This window comes from Serratia sp. JSRIV002 (assembly GCF_019968725.1).
GTDB lineage: Bacteria > Pseudomonadota > Gammaproteobacteria > Enterobacterales > Enterobacteriaceae > Chania > Chania fonticola_B.
Genome location: NZ_CP074143.1, coordinates 4354347 through 4369905, shown reverse-complemented (window position 1 = coordinate 4369905; position 15559 = coordinate 4354347). Strand labels below are relative to the sequence as shown.

Here is a 15559-nt window from a genome sequence, read left to right as displayed (position 1 = left end):
TTATAATGTTGCTTTTTTGGTTTTTAGGCGGTTTTTTATTGGGGCATTTAACAGAGGCAGATTGCACCTCATTAACCAGAAAAATCTTAATGAGGTGTTAATCTTCACATTAATGATAACGCTTGGGCCATACGCCAAAAGTGGGTTTGGCCAAGTCTATTTGATGGAAGGTATATCAGACACTTTAACACCGGTTTTGGTAAATAGAGGGGTGGGAAGGCAGGAAAGAAATGACGGGCGGGTAGCCAAGCGGGCGCAGCACATGCCGCGCCCATACAGAGCAACTCTGTTTATTGATTGGCGGGTTGGGCCGGCTGTTCGGTTTTACCGTCGGCTTGTTGAGCCTTATTGTCCATGCTGTTCTTGAGCTGTTCGGTTTTTGCCTTGGCCTGTTGTGCCAGATCGTTAGCTCCGTTAATCGCATCGGCCTTGATGTTTTTGGCCTGATCGATCAGCTGCTGGCTTTGTTTGTCTGCATCCTGTTTGATCGCTGCAGCTTTGGCCTTGGCCTCATCAGTGAGGGCATCTGCCTGCTTGGCGGCGTCATCTTTAATGGCGGAAGCCTGATCCTTCAGCTGTTCCGTCTGGGCCGCTGCAGCCTGCTTGATTTCTTCCGCTTTGGCCTTGGCATCGTCGGTCAGTTGATCCGCTTTCTTTTCCGCCGCATCTTTCATTTGTTCGGCACTGTCTTTGGCCTTATCCAGGTGGGAATCGACCTTGGCATCATCGCAGCCCACCAGCAGTAAACCTACCATTGAGGCCAATAGCACTTTATTCCACGCTTTCACGGTCTAACTCCTTTCGGTGATCGTCAATTTGTACGACTTATCTTAGAACAGCTTTGTCGTATAAGACAAATTTGGCAACTAAATCGCGTTGTTCTCATGGCGGGTTCAACAGCGGTTGCTTTCTGTGGTAGACTCATTGCGTTTTCCTGCCAGTTTTGGTTGAGGTGCTTTTCTGAATACGCCGGCACAGCTGTCACTGCCACTTTATCTACCCGATGATGAAACTTTTGCCAGTTTTTATCCGGGTGAGAACCCATCCTTGTTAGCCGCGATCCAATCCGCAGTCCGTCAGGAGCATGGTAGCTACATCTATTTCTGGTCACGCGAAGGCGGGGGACGCAGCCATTTGTTGCATGCGGCCTGTGCCGAACTCTCGCAGCGTGGCGAAGCGGTAGGCTATGTGCCCCTGGATAAGCGCGCCTATTTTGTGCCCGAAGTGCTGGACGGCATGGAACAGCTGGCGTTGGTCTGCATCGATAACATCGAATGCATTGCCGGTGATGAGGAATGGGAAATGGCGATTTTCAATCTCTATAACCGCATTCTGGAAACTGGCCGCACCCGCCTGTTTATCACTGGCGATCGTCCGCCGCGCCAGCTAAATCTGCATTTGCCGGATCTGGCCTCGCGCCTGGATTGGGGGCAGATCTACAAGCTACAGCCACTGTCGGACGAAGAGAAACTACAGGCGTTACAGTTGCGTGCCAAACTGCGTGGTTTTGAACTGCCGGAAGACGTGGGCCGTTTCCTGCTCAAGCGACTGGATCGTGAAATGCGCACGCTGTTTATGACGCTCGATCAGTTGGATCGTGCGTCCATCACGGCACAACGCAAGCTGACGATTCCATTTGTGAAGGAAATCCTGGGGCTGTAGCCAGCCACTCTTCCTCACTCCCACTCTTTAGACTATTCAGCCTTCGTGCAATAACGCACTGCGGAATGACAGGATGTGCGCCTGCGCAGCGCTGGCGGCGGCGTCGCTGTCCTGTGCGGCCAACGCGCTGATAATCGCCCGGTGTTCATCGATAACTTCCTGCATATGCCCTTCTCGCGACAGCGTGCTGGCCCAGAAACGTTGGGCTCTGGCGTGCAGTACGCTCAGAATATCCGCCAGCATGTTATTTCCGGCAATCTGTGCCAGCTCCTGATGGAACTGATGATCCAGCGTCATCATCCGCACACGGTCACGATCCTGGCTGGCGGTTTCGATCTGCTGGTTCAGTGCGTTCAGCGCGGCAACCTGTGCCTGGGTGATCTTGGCACTGGCCAGGCGCATACACAGCATTTCATTGGCCAGCCGGACATCAATCAACTCTAACGCATCGTCTATCGACAGCGGCGAGACCATCACCCCTTTGCGCGGGATCACCTGCAGCAAGCCCTCATTCGCCAGACGGTGGATCGCCTGATTGATCGGTGTTCTGCCCATATCCAGCTCACCCATTACCTGCGCGGTATTGAGGTATTCACCCGGTTTGTAACTTAACGTCACCAATGCCTGCTTGAAGCGGCGGTAGGCCACTTCATTGAGTGACAAACCGGCTTCATCTGCTACCGGGAACCCTCGATCCTCTGCGTCAATGGTCTTCACATACTACTCCTGCAAGAAGAAATTTTTAGACATGGTACACAAAAACGTCACATGGCAGTCGCTTAGTTGTTAACTGAAGATATAGTGAAATTTCACACCATTTTAACTAAAGGGACACAATTGCCATGAGGCTGACCTTTACTTTACCAGAAACCTGTAGTGCCAAGACGCTGGATGCTGACATCGATCATCTGGTCATCGCTGGCTGGACCGGTCGCGATTATAAGGCAATTCAACATCATATCCAGGAACTGGCCGAGCTGGGTGTCCCTCAACCCAGCAGCGTCCCGCTGTTTTACCGTGTGGCGGTTAATCAACTCAGCCAAGGCGATTGCATCGAAGTGATCGGCGAGGCGACCTCCGGCGAAGCGGAACCGCTCATTTTCAGCCATGGCGGCGAGCTGTATGTCTCATTAGCGTCCGATCATACCGATCGTCAGTTGGAAGTACACAGCGTAGCACTGTCCAAGCAGATCTGCGTTAAACCGGTAGCGCGTGCTGCCTGGCCTTTACACGAAGTGAGCGATCACTGGGACTCCTTGATCCTGCGTTCATGGGTTAAGGAAAATGGCGCGTTTCAGCTTTATCAGCAGGGGACTCTCGCCAGCCTGCGCACTCCCGGTGATTTGCTCGAACGCTATCTTGGTGGGCAGCAACTGCCAGAAAGCGGCATGGCGTTCCCCCAGGTACCAAGTGACGGCCTGGCAATGACCTGCGGCACAGTGGCGGCAATCGGGGGGATCCGGCCCTCAGCCGAGTTCCGTATGGAACTGGTGGATGAGGTGTTGGGGCGCACCATCGCCCATAGCTATCGCAGTATCGAACTGCCGGTGGTGGCGTGATGGCGAAATTAACGCTTGTGCAGGCCGCCGCCGGGTTGGCTAGTGGAGAGTTTACCTCTAGGCAGTTGATCGCCGATGCCATGGCGCAGATCGTCGATCCGCAAGGGGAAGGGGAGCGTACTTTTACTCAGGTGTATGCCGAATGGGCACAACAGCAGGCGCTGGCGGCTGACCAACGTCGTGCAGCAGGCAAACCGCTGTCCCCTTTGGATGGCGTGCCGGTTTCGATCAAAGACCTGTTTGACGTGAGCGGACAGGTGACTACCGCCGGTTCTTGGGTGCTGGCTGATGCTGCGGTGGCCAAGAAGCACGCTGCGATAGTGGAGCGTCTGTTGCAGGCGGGAGCGGTGGTGATCGGTAAAACCAACATGACCGAGTTCGCCTACTCCGGGCTGGGACTCAATCCGCATTTTGGTACCCCTGCAAATCCTTGGGATCGTGCCGTCCGGCGTATCCCCGGCGGATCGTCTTCCGGTGCGGCAGTCTCGGTAGCCGACGGTATGTGCTGCGGTGCTGTTGGCAGTGATACCGGGGGATCGGTACGTATTCCGGCCGCTTTCTGTGGCTTGACCGGCTATAAGCCTACCGCCCGTCGAATGGCCAGCGGTGGACTGCTGCCGTTGTCGCCTTCGCTGGACTCTATTGGGGTGATTGCTCATGACGTTGCCAGCTGTATCGCACTGGATGCGGCGATCGCCGAGCAAGCGCTACGGCCTGAGTCACAATCCTTGGAGAGTGCACGTTTTGCCGTCCCGCAAACGTTAGTGCTGGATAGCTTGGACGAAGAGGTTGCAGCGGCGTTTGAGCGCACCTTGAAACGTTTGGCCCAGGCCGGTGCGCAGATTGAAGCTATCCCTTGCAGCGAATTCGCCGAATTGGCGGAGATCAATGGTGCCGGTGGTTTTACGGCACTGGAGTCTTGGCATTGGCACCAGCCGTTGATTGCCGAATATGCCGAGGGTTATGACCCCCGGGTGCTGTCACGCATTCGCCGTGGCCAGCCGTTGGGCGAGAGCGATCTTCAGCAGCTACGGCAGTTGCGTGCCAGTTGGCAGCAGAGGGTGACGGCCAGAGTGCAAGGCTTTGACGCCTTGTTGATGCCAACCGTGCCGCTGATAGCACCAACCCTTGCCGAACTGGCAGAGGACGACGAAGCTTATTTCCGTGCCAACGGTGCCGCGCTGCGTAATCCTTCCGTCATCAATTTCCTCGACGGCTGTGCGTTATCACTACCCTGCCAGCGGCCAGGTGAGGCCCCCGTCGGCCTGATGGTGGCCGGGTTACCCATGCATGACCAGGCGCTGCTGGGTTGGGCGCTGGCAATCGAACGTTGCCTTGCCGGCGCGTGATTTTTCGGCAGGGTGCCACCTTGCCTTACTGACTCTACCAGGAGAATACCCATGATCGGTTCCCCGAACGGAATGCTGTTTGTTGCAACGGATGTCGCCGCGCAGGATGAGGCGGATTTCAATCAGTGGTACGACCGTGAACACGTGGAAGAGCGGGTGCGTGTTCCCGGTTTTCTCTCCGGTACGCGCTATCAGGCGCTACAGGGGGGGCGCAAATACCTCGGGCTGTATAAAACCGCCTCTCTGGCCAGTTTTACCTCCCAGGCCTATCGCAACGCTTTTACCCAACAGACGCCGTGGTCGGTTGCCTGCCTGGGCAAGATGCGCGATCCCATGCGCCGGGTTTGCACGGTTGAAGCCGTCACCGGCCAGGGCAGTGGTAGCCATCTGAGCATCATCACGCTGGCTGTGAGTGAGCAGGATGTTCTGAAAAACGATGTTAAGCACCTGGGTTCCATGTTGGCTGAACAGCCGGGTTTTGTGCGCAGCAGCCTACTGTTGCCGAACGCCGAGCTCAGTTCACCGCTTCCGCAAGAGTCGCGGGACAATCGTCAGCTGTTACCGATGGTGTTGATCGAAAGCAGTAGCGCAGAGGCGGGGCAGCGTTTGAGTGGGCTGGCTTACCGCATGTTGAAAATCCCTGCTGGCGAGGCGGTGCATTACGCACTTGGCTGGCAACTGACCTCACAGGAGCTGGCATCATGAATACGTCCACCACTGAAACGCCGATTGTGGACTTATCGGTGAAAGATCACGCCGTCGATCCTCCTAAAACCGGCAGGTTGGCGGCCGCCAGTTCGATAGGTACCGCGCTGGAATGGTATGACTTCACCGTTTACAACATCATGGCGGCGTTGATTTTCAACCATGTTTTCTTCCCGTCATTCGATCCGTTGGTCGGCACCATTCTGGCGTTTTCCACTTATGCGGTCGGCTATGTTTCACGGCCCATCGGCGGCATCGTCTTCGGGCATCTTGGCGACGTGTTGGGACGGCGTTTTGTGCTGGTTGCCACGTTGGTGATCATGGGTGTGACCACCACGCTGATGGGGTTACTGCCCGGCTATGCAAGTTGGGGGATTTGGAGCCCGCTGCTGCTGGTGGCACTACGCTTTATCCAGGGCATTGCGCTGGGTGGGGAATGGGCTGGAGCCGTGCTGCTTTCGATGGAACACGGTAAGCCACATCAGCGTGGGCGTAACGCCTCATTTGCGCAGGTTGGTCCCTCCTGTGGTTCGCTGATTGGCACCGGGCTGATCGCGTTGGTGACCATGGCGATGTCGGCAGACGATTTCCAACAGTGGGGATGGCGTATTCCGTTCCTGTTGAGCCTGGTGCTGGTGGTTTTTGGCCTGTGGTTGCGCCGTGGAGTCGGGGAAACACCGGCATTCCTGAAATTGGAAGCGTCGAAGGATGTTACCCATTCGCCGATCCGCGAGGTTTTCACCCAACACCCACGTTCGCTGCTGATCGCCGGTGGTTCGCGCATTGGCTCCGACGTATTGTACGCGTTGGTGGTGGTGTTTACCCTAACTTACGTGACCACGGTGCTGAACTTGCCACGGCCACTAGCGCTGACTGCCACCATGCTGGGGGCGATAGGCAACGCGATTACCGTACCGATGTTTGGCGCCTTATCCGATCGCTTAGGCCGCCGGCCAGTGTATATCGGCGGCGCACTGGCGGGGATAGTCTGGGCTTTTGCCTTCTTCGTGTTGCTCGATAGCAGTCAGCCGGTGTTGATTTGTACCGCGGTGGTGGTTGGCCTACTGATCCATGCGGCGATGTTCGGCCCGCAGGCGGCCTTTATCACCGAACAGTTCCCGACTAGGGTGCGCTATGCAGGTTCTTCGCTGGCTTATACTCTGGCGGGGATCGTAGGAGGTGGCTTTGCGCCGTTGATCATTGCTTCGTTATTCACTTCTTTTGACAGCACGCTGGCGATTTCGGCCTACGTTGTGCTGGCGCTGTTAATTACCTTGTGGGCCTTGCTCGCCGCCCGGGAAACAGCGCATAAACCGTTGTAAATACAGCAGCCGGGCGGGTGAACGCCCGGCTTAACGTCAGGGGATCACAAGATCTCCAGTACCTGCTCTGGTGGCCTGCCAATACGGGCTTTGCCTCCTTTCACCACGATTGGGCGTTCGATCAGTTTCGGATTGCTCACCATCGCTTGCAGCAGTTGTTCTTCACTCAGGATTTCATCCGCCAGCCCCAGCTCCTTGTAGAGATCTTCTTTCTTACGCATCAGTTCACGTGCTGAAGCGAAACCGAGCTCTTGCAACAGCTTTTTCAGCTCGGCGACGGAAGGCGGCGTATCCAGATACAGCACCACCTGCGGTTCAACGCCATGCTGTTCCAGCAGTGCCAGCGTCTCACGGCTCTTCGAGCAGCGTGGGTTGTGATAAATAGTGACGTTTTTCATTTTTTCTCTTTCCTTGTTCAAATCAAGTGCGTTGGAACTTGCTGAAGGTTCTTTGCAACTGACGCAGTTGGTCAATCCGCGCGTCATAACGAGCCTGTTTCAGGCTGCCCAGTTTTTGTAATGAGCTGGCGTTGCTGAGTAAACCGATCGCCTGATCCAGACGGCCTGCCAGCGCCAGGCTTTCTGCCCGGGCGGAAAGTTCTTCATCGCGTAGACCTTGGGCGGCACTGGCCTGAGCCAACAGATCCCAGCCGTTCGGATCGTCCGGATGGGCAAAGGTATATCGGTTGAGGATTTTTGACGCTTGAGCGGGTTGATTACCCTCAACGTAGGCGTTTGCCAGATTGAGCAGCAACACCGGGTTATTGCTTTGCGCCGCATTGACCGCCTCAAGGCGAGCAATAGCCTGAGCCGCCTTATTCTGACCCAGATCGATGTCGGTCAGCAGATCCAGCATCCAGACGTTTTTCGGATCTTTTGCCAGTAGGGGCTGAATAAGATTGCGCGCTTCGTCGTATTTCTTGGCTTCATAGAACAGGATCGCCCGGCCATATTTGGCGGCTATTTGCTCGCGAATGTTGCCTTTGCTGTAAGTGTTCAGCAGGTCTTCGCTCAGACCATAGCCTTCCGAGCTGTACATGCCCAGCGTACGTACCCTTGCTAGCAGATAGTCTTGGCTGGATTGCACCAGATGGCGCGGCATTTGGTTGGCGCGGTTGCGGGCGTCCGAAAGCCGGCTGTCTGGCAATGGGTGCGTCAGCAGCATTTCCGGTGGTTTTGAGGCATAGCGGGACTGATCGGCCAGCCTTTGCAAGAAGTCTGGCATCGCTTCGGGATCGAACCCGGCGCGCTGCAATACCTGAATACCGATACGGTCGGCCTCTTGTTCATTTGCCTGGGTGAAGCTGATCATCCCCTGCTGCGTTCCCGCCAGCGTACCGCTCAGCGCCGCCATGCCCATGGTTGGGTTGGCCATCGCCAGCAGGATAGAGCCCAGTGCGCCCACCCAGGTCAGTGGTGCGTTGCGTTGCTGGTCTTCCATTGCGCGGGCCAGATGGCGCTGGGTCACGTGTGAGATTTCGTGCGCCAGGACCGAGGCCAGTTGGCTCTCGTTGTCGGTTTCACGGAACAGGGCCGAGTGCAGCACCACGTTGCCGCCGAAGAAGGCAAAGGCGTTGATCTCGTCGTTACGGACTAGAAAGAAGTGGAACGGGGTGCGCACCGAATAGGCGCTGGCGACCAGCCGGTTACCCAACTGGTTGATATATTGGGTCAATAGCGGATCGTTGATCAACGGGGCGCTTGCGCGTAGCTGCCGCACGTAAAAATCGCCCATGGTCAGTTCCTGGCCGATGCTCAACGTCCCCCCCGCGGAAGTCCCCATATCCGGCAGTTGGTCTTGCGTTTGGGCGTTAACCGGCGCCAACGCAGAGGTGCAAAGTGAGCCGAGCAGCAGGACTGTTAACGCTGTTTTAGTCAACCGGATGGTCATAGTCAGGTCATTCCCTCAATAAAGTCATCAAGTAAGACGTCAGTATCAGATAAGAGTTCTTCTTCCGTGCCAGACTCTCCAGTACAATCAGCGCGAAAGTGCGTTGGCTCACAAAAATGCATTTTCAGGGGATCGTGCGCCTGAGCGGCAAACGTTATCACATCATAGCCAGCCACAACCCACATTGAAACGTCTGCACGGTGATAACCGGGCTAAAATTATCTAAAAATCATGTCATATCTGCTCGGCCGCATAGGGACTGGCGAGCCTCACCCCCATTGATGGAATAAGGAGCAATCTCTGATGTTGGAGTTGTTATTACAGTGGTACCGACGTCGTTTCACCGATCCACAAGCTATTGCGTTGCTGGTGATCCTGGTTGCCGGGTTCTGCATCCTTTATTTTTTTCACGGTATCTTGACCCCCTTGCTGGTGGCGCTAGTGCTTGCTTACCTGCTGGAGTGGCCTACCGCTCGCCTTCAGCGTCTGGGATGTTCGCGCACCTGGGCGGCAAGTATCATGCTGATCGTGTTTGGCGGTATTGCCATGCTGTTGGTCTTCGTGGTCGCGCCAACCGCCTGGCAGCAGGGCATCAACCTGATGACCGATTTACCGGGCATGCTCAATCAGTTCTACAACTATGCGGCGACCTTGCCGACACGCTACCCGGCGCTGGTGGATGCAGGTATCATTGATATGATGGCGCAGAACCTGCGTGAGCGTCTGTCGGGCATGGGTGAGTCGGTGGTGAAATTCTCGCTGGCCTCACTGGTTGGGCTGCTGACGCTGGCCATCTATCTGATCCTGGTCCCGTTGATGGCGTTCTTCCTGCTGAAGGACAAAGAGCAGATGATCAATGCGGTGCGCCGCGTGCTGCCGCGCAACCGTGGGTTGGCAGGGCAGGTATGGGTCGAGATGAACCAACAGATCACCAACTATATTCGCGGCAAGGTGCTGGAGATGGTGATCGTCGGGGTGGCGACCTATCTGGTGTTCTTCATCCTGGATATGCGTTATTCCCTGTTATTGGCGGTGTTGGTCGGCCTTTCGGTGCTGATCCCTTACATCGGCGCGGTGCTGGTGACGATCCCGGTGGTGGTGGTGGCGATGTTCCAGTGGGGCATTGGTGCCGACTTCTGGACGCTGATTATCGCTTATCTGGTGGTGCAAGGGTTGGATGGCAACCTGCTGGTGCCGATCTTGTTCTCCGAGGCGGTCAACCTGCATCCGCTGGTGATCATACTCTCGGTGATTATCTTCGGCGGCCTGTGGGGGTTCTGGGGCGTATTCTTCGCCATCCCGTTAGCGACGCTGGTGAAAGCCGTGATCCACGCCTGGCCGGATGACATGCTGGTGGATGTGGGGGATGAGGTGAAGTGAGAAAAATAAAGCGCAGCAACTCATGTTGCTGCGCTTTACCCTTTACTGCTGCAGGTAGTTCAGAACGATTTCGTGGTGATTGGTGGTCTTGAAATCATCGAACACTTTTTCAACCTTGCCGTCGGTGCCGATCAGGAAACTGATACGGTGAATGCCGTCATAGGTTTTGCCCATGAAGGTTTTCTCGCCCCAAACGCCAAACTGCTGAGCTACCTGATGATCTTCGTCGGATAGCAGCGTGAAATTGAGCAGTTCTTTCTCAACAAAACGCGAGAGCTTTTCGGGTTTATCGGTGCTGATACCCAGCACTTCGACGCCCGCTTTTTTCAATTCATCCATGTTGTCCCGTAACCCACAGGCTTGCACGGTGCAACCTGGCGTCATGGCTTTGGGATAAAAATAAACCAGTACTCGTTGTCCCTGGAAGTCGGCCAAATTAATTTCCTCGCCATCCTGGTCGAGTAAACTAAATTTCGGCGCTGTATCACCGGCTTTCAATGGGCTCATAACTACTCTCCATCTCTCTCATCATGCTGTGGATAGTTCACCACGCTAATACTGCCTTGCGCATTCAATTCTGTACATAGGCGATAAAAGGCTTGTTCAATATTTGTTGCATCCTGGCCACCTGAACTGTGGGCGGTGATCTGGATATAGAGCTGGGAGGGCTGATCCCCCTGTGCTGGCTGAGTCCGTGACACCAGCTCGGCAATGTTCATCTGGCTCGAATCAAACAGGCCGGTAAACCGCTCGATGATATGCGGGGAGTCTTTTACCTCAACCTGTACCCACACTGTAGCTGGCATTGGCGGTCTTTCTTGCGAGTTTGTGCGTTTCATCACGATCAGTAAATCCAGCTCGGCGCCTTTTTGCGGCAAAGTGGATTCGATCAGGGTAATCGCGTTCCAGCTACCTGAAAGCAGCATGATGAAGGTGAACTCTTCACCCAGCATGGCCAGACGGCTATCTTCGATATTGCACCCGCAGCTACTGACGTGGCGGGTGATGGCGTTGACGATACCGGGGCGATCGGCGCCCAGTGCGGTGATCACCAGATAGTGTTCATCAGGCTTAGGCAAAATGCAGCTTCCTGTCGTGCTGAATGGGGTTACCAAGGTAAACATAAAAAAAACCGCCTGCCAAGCGCTTAGACACGTTGTTTGCTTGCTTTTGGATAGGTGACAAAAGTACCATGGGAACCTATTCAAAAGTTTTTAACCCGCGCCATTACTGCATTAACCCTTATCAGACCGCTATTCACAAACGTTTTAAATCCGATTAAGTCCGGTGCAATCCGGGTATTTTGGGCAAAATGTGGATCACTTTTGTTAGGGCAATCACAAGTAAAAAGCCGCCCCGAAGGGCGGCTAGTGGCTACTTGTTTTGAATGTTCACATTGATGCTGATCTGGTTGCTAGTGATTGACCAGCCCCCGCTATCTAGACCAAAAATCCCACCAAAAACAATGAGTACAACACAGATGTGTTTTTTCATTGTGCGGTTCCGATTAAACCGCAATCCCTGATTGCCCCACCGGCAAAACGACAGCGATACAAGCATGTCTTGTGCTTGCGTTTACGGCGTTTGGATTCCCTATCCTAGGGCCGGTGACCGATTGCTAGTCGGCGATAGGGGCCAGCGAGGATAATAACATCCTTGATCTAACTTGTACGCATCACATCAAGGCTGTTTTAAGGTTGTGCGGATTTGTAGGGATTCTATGAGCTACTTATAGCTGCCTATAGGGGCTAATTGGGTTGAAAAAAGCACTGCGTAGGTTTATAGTCATACCTGTCTTGTGCTTGCGTAATACTTCCTCTAAGACCGCTAATCTTGGAGGAACAAAGAAACCACCTTAGGGTGGTTTTTTTGTTTTCGTTTTTATTGATTTTCCAAAGGATTTAACCGCACTGCATCATTGAGATAATCCGGGGCAAAGTGGGCGTAAGTCATCGTTTGCACAATAGACGAATGTCCTAGTATTTTCTGTAATGTCAGGATGTTGCCGCCGTTCATCATAAAATGACTGGCGAAGGTATGCCGCATAACGTGGGTTGCTTGGCCGTCTGGCAAGTCGGGGATCACCGATTTGAGAACGCGCCGCACGTTTAAGTAATTGACGCTAGGGAATAGGCGCTTGCCATCACCTTCCATGATCTCATCATAGAGAGATTGTGAAATAGGCACGGTTCTGTTTTGCCCATTCTTAGTGTTAAAGAATGTGACCTTATGCTTTATCACTGCGGAACGGGCCAAGGTAGCCGCTTCGTTCCAGCGCGCACCCGTGGCAAGACATAGGCGAGCCGCTTTGAGATCATCCCCGGTTAACGCATTCAAAAAGCTGTGAATTTGGTCTTGTGCGAGAAAGGTCATTTCAGATTGATTTTTGCTAAGTAAATCAATTCCTTTCATCGGGTTAACGTCTTTATACTGCCCGGCTTTAATCAACGTTGTGAAAACACCACTCAACAGCTTTTGATACTTGTTCACTGTTGCAGGTTTTAAACCACGCTTAAGTTGTTCTGCTCTGTAATCTGAAAACATGGCCTTAGTCATTTTCGAGGCCAGTGGGTTACCAACGGCCTGGGCAATGTTCAGCAAATGGAGCTTTGCTTGTGCGCCGGATTTCAAAGACTGTCCTTTATACTTCCACCATAGTTCTATGAACTCGACCAGGGTGCGGCGATCGGTTGGCTTATCCAGCCAATCTTTATTGTTCTGTGTGGCGATCACCCACCGTTCATACTGTTGCGCTTCCCCCTTGGTGTCAAAACGCTTACGTATGCGTTTACCGCCGCGCCCCTGGGGGCGAACGTCGACAAGGTAGCTACCGTTATCCAGTTTACTGATCGTCATTCAAAATAATTCCGTTCGTAGCAAATCCCACCGGTAGACCATTTATTCATGATTTTCAATGCAGTTAGCCAACCTTCTGATCTTTTTGGTGGTTGGATGTGTCGTTGTGCCCATCAGGGGAGAGAGTCGGGGATATTTGCCCCGCCACTTCTGACGTTTTATCACTCATTAACCACATCATGTATTTTTCGAATCTGGGGTGCTGAGTGATTTTTAGAAGAATGTCACTTCCAATGCTCTCAACCCTCCCCGTTTCGTAATACTTCTGCGTACCTGATGGAATACCTGTTAATTCAAAGAATTGAACGCGAGTTAATCCTTCTGCTTCACGAACAGACCTTATTTTTTCACCTATGCTCATTGACATGGTAGAGATTACCACCCTAAACTGTGTCTAAAGGGTAGTGATTACTACCCCTGAATCCGAAAGAGTCCGGTTAAATCCGGCGTGATCTATAAGGATAAACCATGACAACACGCAAGCCAAAGCCGTTGATGGTGAAAATGCCAGATTGCCCTGTAGTTTTTTGCCTTCCATCGCCAAAGCTGACGCTATCGGCTTACGCGGAAGTAACAGGCCAATCAGTCAGAACCGTGCAACAGCAAGCCAATGAAAAGCGGCTCACGATCTCCAAAAAGAAAAGAGGCAGAGAACGCGAAGTAAACATGGTTTACGAGTTCTTGGTTGCTTACGAAGAAGCGCAGGAAGCGCTACGGATGAAGGTTTAAGGGGGAGCATGAGCCAGCCAGCCCACGCGCTGACCAAGGTCAGTGAACATACCAACGTTTATCGGGGGTTCGGGATCACCCGTTTGCCCCGCAATAAATTCCAGCCAGTCACGCGGTACCACGTCAGCCAGGGTGATCAGTCTTATGGCAAGTTTGACGCGCAGGCGCAGGCAACTGGCTATATCGATGAGTTATATCAGCAACGCGAGGGAACAGCATGAAACAGCCATTTTATGAAGCCGCAAATGCCGTTATCAAAATGTATGCATTGCGTCAGGAACGGGCTAGCGTTCAGGCTCCGCCGCATTCACCTGCTGAAATCTATTGGGCATGTGAAATGCTTCAAGATATCGCCTGCGCGGCTGCTTATGCCGGTAGCAGAGAAGCGGTGGCGCTTCGCGCAGCTATAGATCTCTGGAACAGAACAGAGAAAGCCCCTGAGCTTTTTATTGAAGAGGAAGCCGAATAATGACAACCGCGCAATGTCCATCACTGGCATCCATGCTGACCAACGGCCAGAAAATCACCCACCGCCAACACCAGCGCGGATGGATTGAAACCCCGGACGGTCGTCACTTCCAGCCGAAGGCCAGCGAAGTGCAATTCATTAAGGGGTGTCGTACTCCATTTATGGCAAAGCCACTACACCGGCCGCGCTGGTTCGCCCGGCTTATGGGCATATTCGCATGATTACATATATAGCGTAGCCGGGGTAAGCCCGGCCCTATATGTGAGTGCATCCCTTTCCTTCAACGGGTGGCGGGGCGCTACAGGGATGTGCTCACATATAGGTATAAACGGAGGTTGATTATATGAATAGGCAAATTGCTGATATAGGCATCGCACCGAATACAACCCAGATTAAAAAAGGGTTGGAACATTCATATAAAATTATGCAGATGATTGAGGCCTTTAAAAATGGCCCAAATGAATCAAGGTTATTTATTAACTCTTTGCATTCTCGCCATCGTGGGATTTTATATTTCATGGCTGATATTAAAAAGGACAGACACAGTCTTAAATTTGAACAGTTAACAGAACGTGAGCGGTTAGCAGTGATAGAGGCGATGAGGGATTTAAGAGAGCTAGCCGCGACACTGCCTAAAAGATTGTGCAGTAGTGATAGTCTAATAAAAGATAACGTATAGTTAATACCGGGCTAACTGGCGTTTTTTATATTGCACCGGGTTTTCTATTATCTAAATTTGGAGTTGAGTAAATGAATTATTTAACGAAGATATCCGAGGCTATTAAAGGGCTTGATTGTGTTATCCATAATGTTGCGTTGAAAGATTTTGAACACGGGAATTTAGTTGACGCCAAAGCCACGTTGGCAGGTGTTCAATCAGAAATGAATACCCTATACGGAAAACGTACCGTTGCGGAATCTAGCCGCGATGCCTTGTTACTGGCAATTGCGGGAACTACTGAAGGGCGTGGCCTTGATATCACCAGGCCGGATGAGGTTTTAAATCAGGCGATGATAGTGATCAGGACTATGGACGCCGACCTTAGAAGAAACCGTGAGGCCGAGGAAATTCCTTTCGGGGCAGTAGAACAAGACCACGACAAGATGCAGCTACAGCAGCGTGTTGCCGAGCTTGAATTACAGCTTGAATTGAAAGTTGATGAATGTATCGCGATTGATAACCAGTTGCGAGAGTTTAAGGCGCAATGGTTATCTATAATTAATTATATAAATAACATCGCGCCCGGTGAGTTGAGTTGTGCAGATTCGTTCAATTTAAGGAATGGCACTGCGGTGGAGATTTCTAAATCATCGTCGCATGAGTTAAAGATTCTGCCGGAGTTTTTCAGGGCTGTTATATCAGGACATAAAAAGACTGAGATAAGACAAGCTGATAGATTGTTTTCTGTTGGTGATGAGTTGTGGCTTAGAGAATGGACTGTTCAGGATGGTTATACCGGCTGGGATGTGTACAAAACCATAACGCACGTTACTGACCTTATGGGTTATGCGCCGGGTTACGTGATGTTAAGTATTGAATCCAGTGACGAGGTGGAACGCGAAGCGTTGTTAGAGGAAAAGTACATCGAGAAATACAGAGCAAAACACCCATGAAAAAAGGCGGCACAAGTGCCGCCC

20 protein-coding genes are annotated in these 15559 nt (G+C 52.8%); 12 read left to right on the top strand and 8 right to left on the bottom strand.

The features are described 5' to 3' along the window. Positions 1-290: 290 nt before the first annotated feature. Entirely contained in the window at positions 291-788 is a 498-nt protein-coding gene (locus KGP26_RS20625; protein WP_021807118.1) for a hypothetical protein, read from the bottom strand. 172 nt (positions 789-960) lie between these two features. Between KGP26_RS20625 and hda the strand changes: the two genes are divergently transcribed. Further along, positions 961-1662 (top strand): DnaA inactivator Hda, encoded by a 702-nt coding sequence (gene hda / locus KGP26_RS20620; protein WP_024484905.1) that lies wholly within the window; start codon positions 961-963, stop codon positions 1660-1662. Positions 1663-1698: 36 nt separating this feature from the next. On the opposite strand, the gene KGP26_RS20615 is transcribed toward hda, so the two are convergent. Continuing rightward, a complete protein-coding gene (locus KGP26_RS20615) occupies positions 1699-2379 on the bottom strand; it encodes a GntR family transcriptional regulator (RefSeq protein WP_223664557.1) in 681 nt (226 codons plus the stop codon). 125 nt (positions 2380-2504) lie between these two features. Here KGP26_RS20615 and KGP26_RS20610 point away from each other — a divergent pair, with 125 nt between their 5' ends. The 4 genes from KGP26_RS20610 to KGP26_RS20595 are packed head-to-tail and all read left to right on the top strand — an operon-like array spanning position 2505 to position 6597. Beyond that, on the top strand, positions 2505-3221 hold the full coding sequence (locus tag KGP26_RS20610; protein WP_024527061.1) for a DUF2848 domain-containing protein: 717 nt from the start codon (positions 2505-2507) through the stop codon (positions 3219-3221). Next, the gene (locus KGP26_RS20605; RefSeq protein WP_223664556.1) at positions 3221-4570 is read left to right on the top strand and encodes an amidase; all 1350 of its coding nucleotides are present in this window, start codon (positions 3221-3223) and stop codon (positions 4568-4570) included. The genes KGP26_RS20610 and KGP26_RS20605 overlap by 1 nt, the downstream gene beginning before the upstream one ends. Before the next feature lie 51 nt (positions 4571-4621). Then, positions 4622-5275 carry a DUF4286 family protein gene (locus tag KGP26_RS20600; RefSeq protein ID WP_223664555.1) on the top strand — a complete coding sequence of 218 codons (654 nt, stop codon included), beginning with the start codon at positions 4622-4624 and terminating at the stop codon, positions 5273-5275. Next, a complete protein-coding gene (locus tag KGP26_RS20595; RefSeq protein ID WP_223664554.1) occupies positions 5272-6597 on the top strand; it encodes an MFS transporter in 1326 nt (441 codons plus the stop codon). The genes KGP26_RS20600 and KGP26_RS20595 overlap by 4 nt, the downstream gene beginning before the upstream one ends. Positions 6598-6641: 44 nt before the next feature. Here the strand turns inward: KGP26_RS20595 and arsC are convergent, their stop codons facing one another. Both arsC and KGP26_RS20585 read right to left on the bottom strand, forming a co-directional pair. Next, positions 6642-6995 carry an arsenate reductase (glutaredoxin) gene (gene arsC / locus KGP26_RS20590; RefSeq protein ID WP_223664553.1) on the bottom strand — a complete coding sequence of 118 codons (354 nt, stop codon included), beginning with the start codon at positions 6993-6995 and terminating at the stop codon, positions 6642-6644. Positions 6996-7017: 22 nt separating this feature from the next. After that, positions 7018-8487 (bottom strand): M48 family metallopeptidase, encoded by a 1470-nt coding sequence (locus KGP26_RS20585; RefSeq protein ID WP_021178754.1) that lies wholly within the window; start codon positions 8485-8487, stop codon positions 7018-7020. 303 nt (positions 8488-8790) lie between these two features. Between KGP26_RS20585 and KGP26_RS20580 the strand changes: the two genes are divergently transcribed. Next, positions 8791-9867, top strand: coding sequence for an AI-2E family transporter (locus KGP26_RS20580; RefSeq protein WP_021807113.1), 1077 nt, complete (start codon positions 8791-8793; stop codon positions 9865-9867). 42 nt (positions 9868-9909) lie between these two features. On the opposite strand, the gene bcp is transcribed toward KGP26_RS20580, so the two are convergent. From bcp to KGP26_RS20560, 4 genes are all read right to left on the bottom strand, one after another. Then, complete coding sequence (gene bcp / locus KGP26_RS20575; RefSeq protein ID WP_021178751.1) at positions 9910-10374, bottom strand: thioredoxin-dependent thiol peroxidase; 465 nt, start codon at positions 10372-10374, stop codon at positions 9910-9912. Between the two features lie 2 nt (positions 10375-10376). Continuing rightward, a complete protein-coding gene (locus KGP26_RS20570; protein WP_021807112.1) occupies positions 10377-10991 on the bottom strand; it encodes a glycine cleavage system transcriptional repressor in 615 nt (204 codons plus the stop codon). A gap of 757 nt (positions 10992-11748) precedes the next feature. Then, complete coding sequence (locus KGP26_RS20565; protein ID WP_223664552.1) at positions 11749-12723, bottom strand: tyrosine-type recombinase/integrase; 975 nt, start codon at positions 12721-12723, stop codon at positions 11749-11751. 64 nt (positions 12724-12787) lie between these two features. Continuing rightward, entirely contained in the window at positions 12788-13084 is a 297-nt protein-coding gene (locus tag KGP26_RS20560) for a helix-turn-helix domain-containing protein (protein ID WP_223665680.1), read from the bottom strand. 107 nt (positions 13085-13191) lie between these two features. Here KGP26_RS20560 and KGP26_RS20555 point away from each other — a divergent pair, with 107 nt between their 5' ends. The 6 genes from KGP26_RS20555 to KGP26_RS20530 all read left to right on the top strand — a co-directional run bounded on the left by KGP26_RS20555 (position 13192) and on the right by KGP26_RS20530 (position 15535). Then, a complete protein-coding gene (locus tag KGP26_RS20555) occupies positions 13192-13452 on the top strand; it encodes a hypothetical protein (RefSeq protein WP_223664551.1) in 261 nt (86 codons plus the stop codon). A gap of 8 nt (positions 13453-13460) precedes the next feature. After that, entirely contained in the window at positions 13461-13673 is a 213-nt protein-coding gene (locus tag KGP26_RS20550; RefSeq protein ID WP_223664550.1) for a hypothetical protein, read from the top strand. Then, the gene (locus KGP26_RS20545; protein ID WP_223664549.1) at positions 13670-13921 is read left to right on the top strand and encodes a hypothetical protein; all 252 of its coding nucleotides are present in this window, start codon (positions 13670-13672) and stop codon (positions 13919-13921) included. Before KGP26_RS20550 ends, KGP26_RS20545 begins: the two co-directional genes overlap by 4 nt. Beyond that, on the top strand, positions 13921-14142 hold the full coding sequence (locus KGP26_RS20540) for a phage filamentation protein Fil family protein (RefSeq protein ID WP_223664548.1): 222 nt from the start codon (positions 13921-13923) through the stop codon (positions 14140-14142). Before KGP26_RS20545 ends, KGP26_RS20540 begins: the two co-directional genes overlap by 1 nt. A gap of 122 nt (positions 14143-14264) precedes the next feature. Continuing rightward, positions 14265-14600, top strand: coding sequence for a DUF5347 family protein (locus tag KGP26_RS20535; protein ID WP_223664547.1), 336 nt, complete (start codon positions 14265-14267; stop codon positions 14598-14600). A 71-nt stretch (positions 14601-14671) separates the two neighbouring features. Beyond that, on the top strand, positions 14672-15535 hold the full coding sequence (locus tag KGP26_RS20530; RefSeq protein WP_223664546.1) for a DUF3850 domain-containing protein: 864 nt from the start codon (positions 14672-14674) through the stop codon (positions 15533-15535). Positions 15536-15559 lie beyond the last annotated feature (24 nt).

Bases quoted from the DNA above. Each gene is read 5' to 3' on its own strand.
- KGP26_RS20585 (WP_021178754.1), bottom strand. From the start codon at position 8,487: ATGACCATCCGGTTGACTAAAACAGCGTTAACAGTCCTGCTGCTCGGC.
- KGP26_RS20545 (WP_223664549.1), top strand. From the start codon at position 13,670: ATGAAACAGCCATTTTATGAAGCCGCAAATGCCGTTATCAAAATGTAT.
- KGP26_RS20605 (WP_223664556.1), top strand. From the start codon at position 3,221: ATGGCGAAATTAACGCTTGTGCAGGCCGCCGCCGGGTTGGCTAGTGGA.
- KGP26_RS20610 (WP_024527061.1), top strand. From the start codon at position 2,505: ATGAGGCTGACCTTTACTTTACCAGAAACCTGTAGTGCCAAGACGCTG.
- KGP26_RS20565 (WP_223664552.1), bottom strand. From the start codon at position 12,723: ATGACGATCAGTAAACTGGATAACGGTAGCTACCTTGTCGACGTTCGC.
- KGP26_RS20580 (WP_021807113.1), top strand. From the start codon at position 8,791: ATGTTGGAGTTGTTATTACAGTGGTACCGACGTCGTTTCACCGATCCA.
- KGP26_RS20570 (WP_021807112.1), bottom strand. From the start codon at position 10,991: ATGTTTACCTTGGTAACCCCATTCAGCACGACAGGAAGCTGCATTTTG.
- KGP26_RS20540 (WP_223664548.1), top strand. From the start codon at position 13,921: ATGACAACCGCGCAATGTCCATCACTGGCATCCATGCTGACCAACGGC.
- KGP26_RS20530 (WP_223664546.1), top strand. From the start codon at position 14,672: ATGAATTATTTAACGAAGATATCCGAGGCTATTAAAGGGCTTGATTGT.
- KGP26_RS20600 (WP_223664555.1), top strand. From the start codon at position 4,622: ATGATCGGTTCCCCGAACGGAATGCTGTTTGTTGCAACGGATGTCGCC.
- KGP26_RS20535 (WP_223664547.1), top strand. From the start codon at position 14,265: ATGAATAGGCAAATTGCTGATATAGGCATCGCACCGAATACAACCCAG.
- KGP26_RS20595 (WP_223664554.1), top strand. From the start codon at position 5,272: ATGAATACGTCCACCACTGAAACGCCGATTGTGGACTTATCGGTGAAA.
- arsC (WP_223664553.1), bottom strand. From the start codon at position 6,995: ATGAAAAACGTCACTATTTATCACAACCCACGCTGCTCGAAGAGCCGT.
- bcp (WP_021178751.1), bottom strand. From the start codon at position 10,374: ATGAGCCCATTGAAAGCCGGTGATACAGCGCCGAAATTTAGTTTACTC.
- KGP26_RS20555 (WP_223664551.1), top strand. From the start codon at position 13,192: ATGACAACACGCAAGCCAAAGCCGTTGATGGTGAAAATGCCAGATTGC.
- KGP26_RS20550 (WP_223664550.1), top strand. From the start codon at position 13,461: ATGAGCCAGCCAGCCCACGCGCTGACCAAGGTCAGTGAACATACCAAC.
- KGP26_RS20560 (WP_223665680.1), bottom strand. From the start codon at position 13,084: ATGAGCATAGGTGAAAAAATAAGGTCTGTTCGTGAAGCAGAAGGATTA.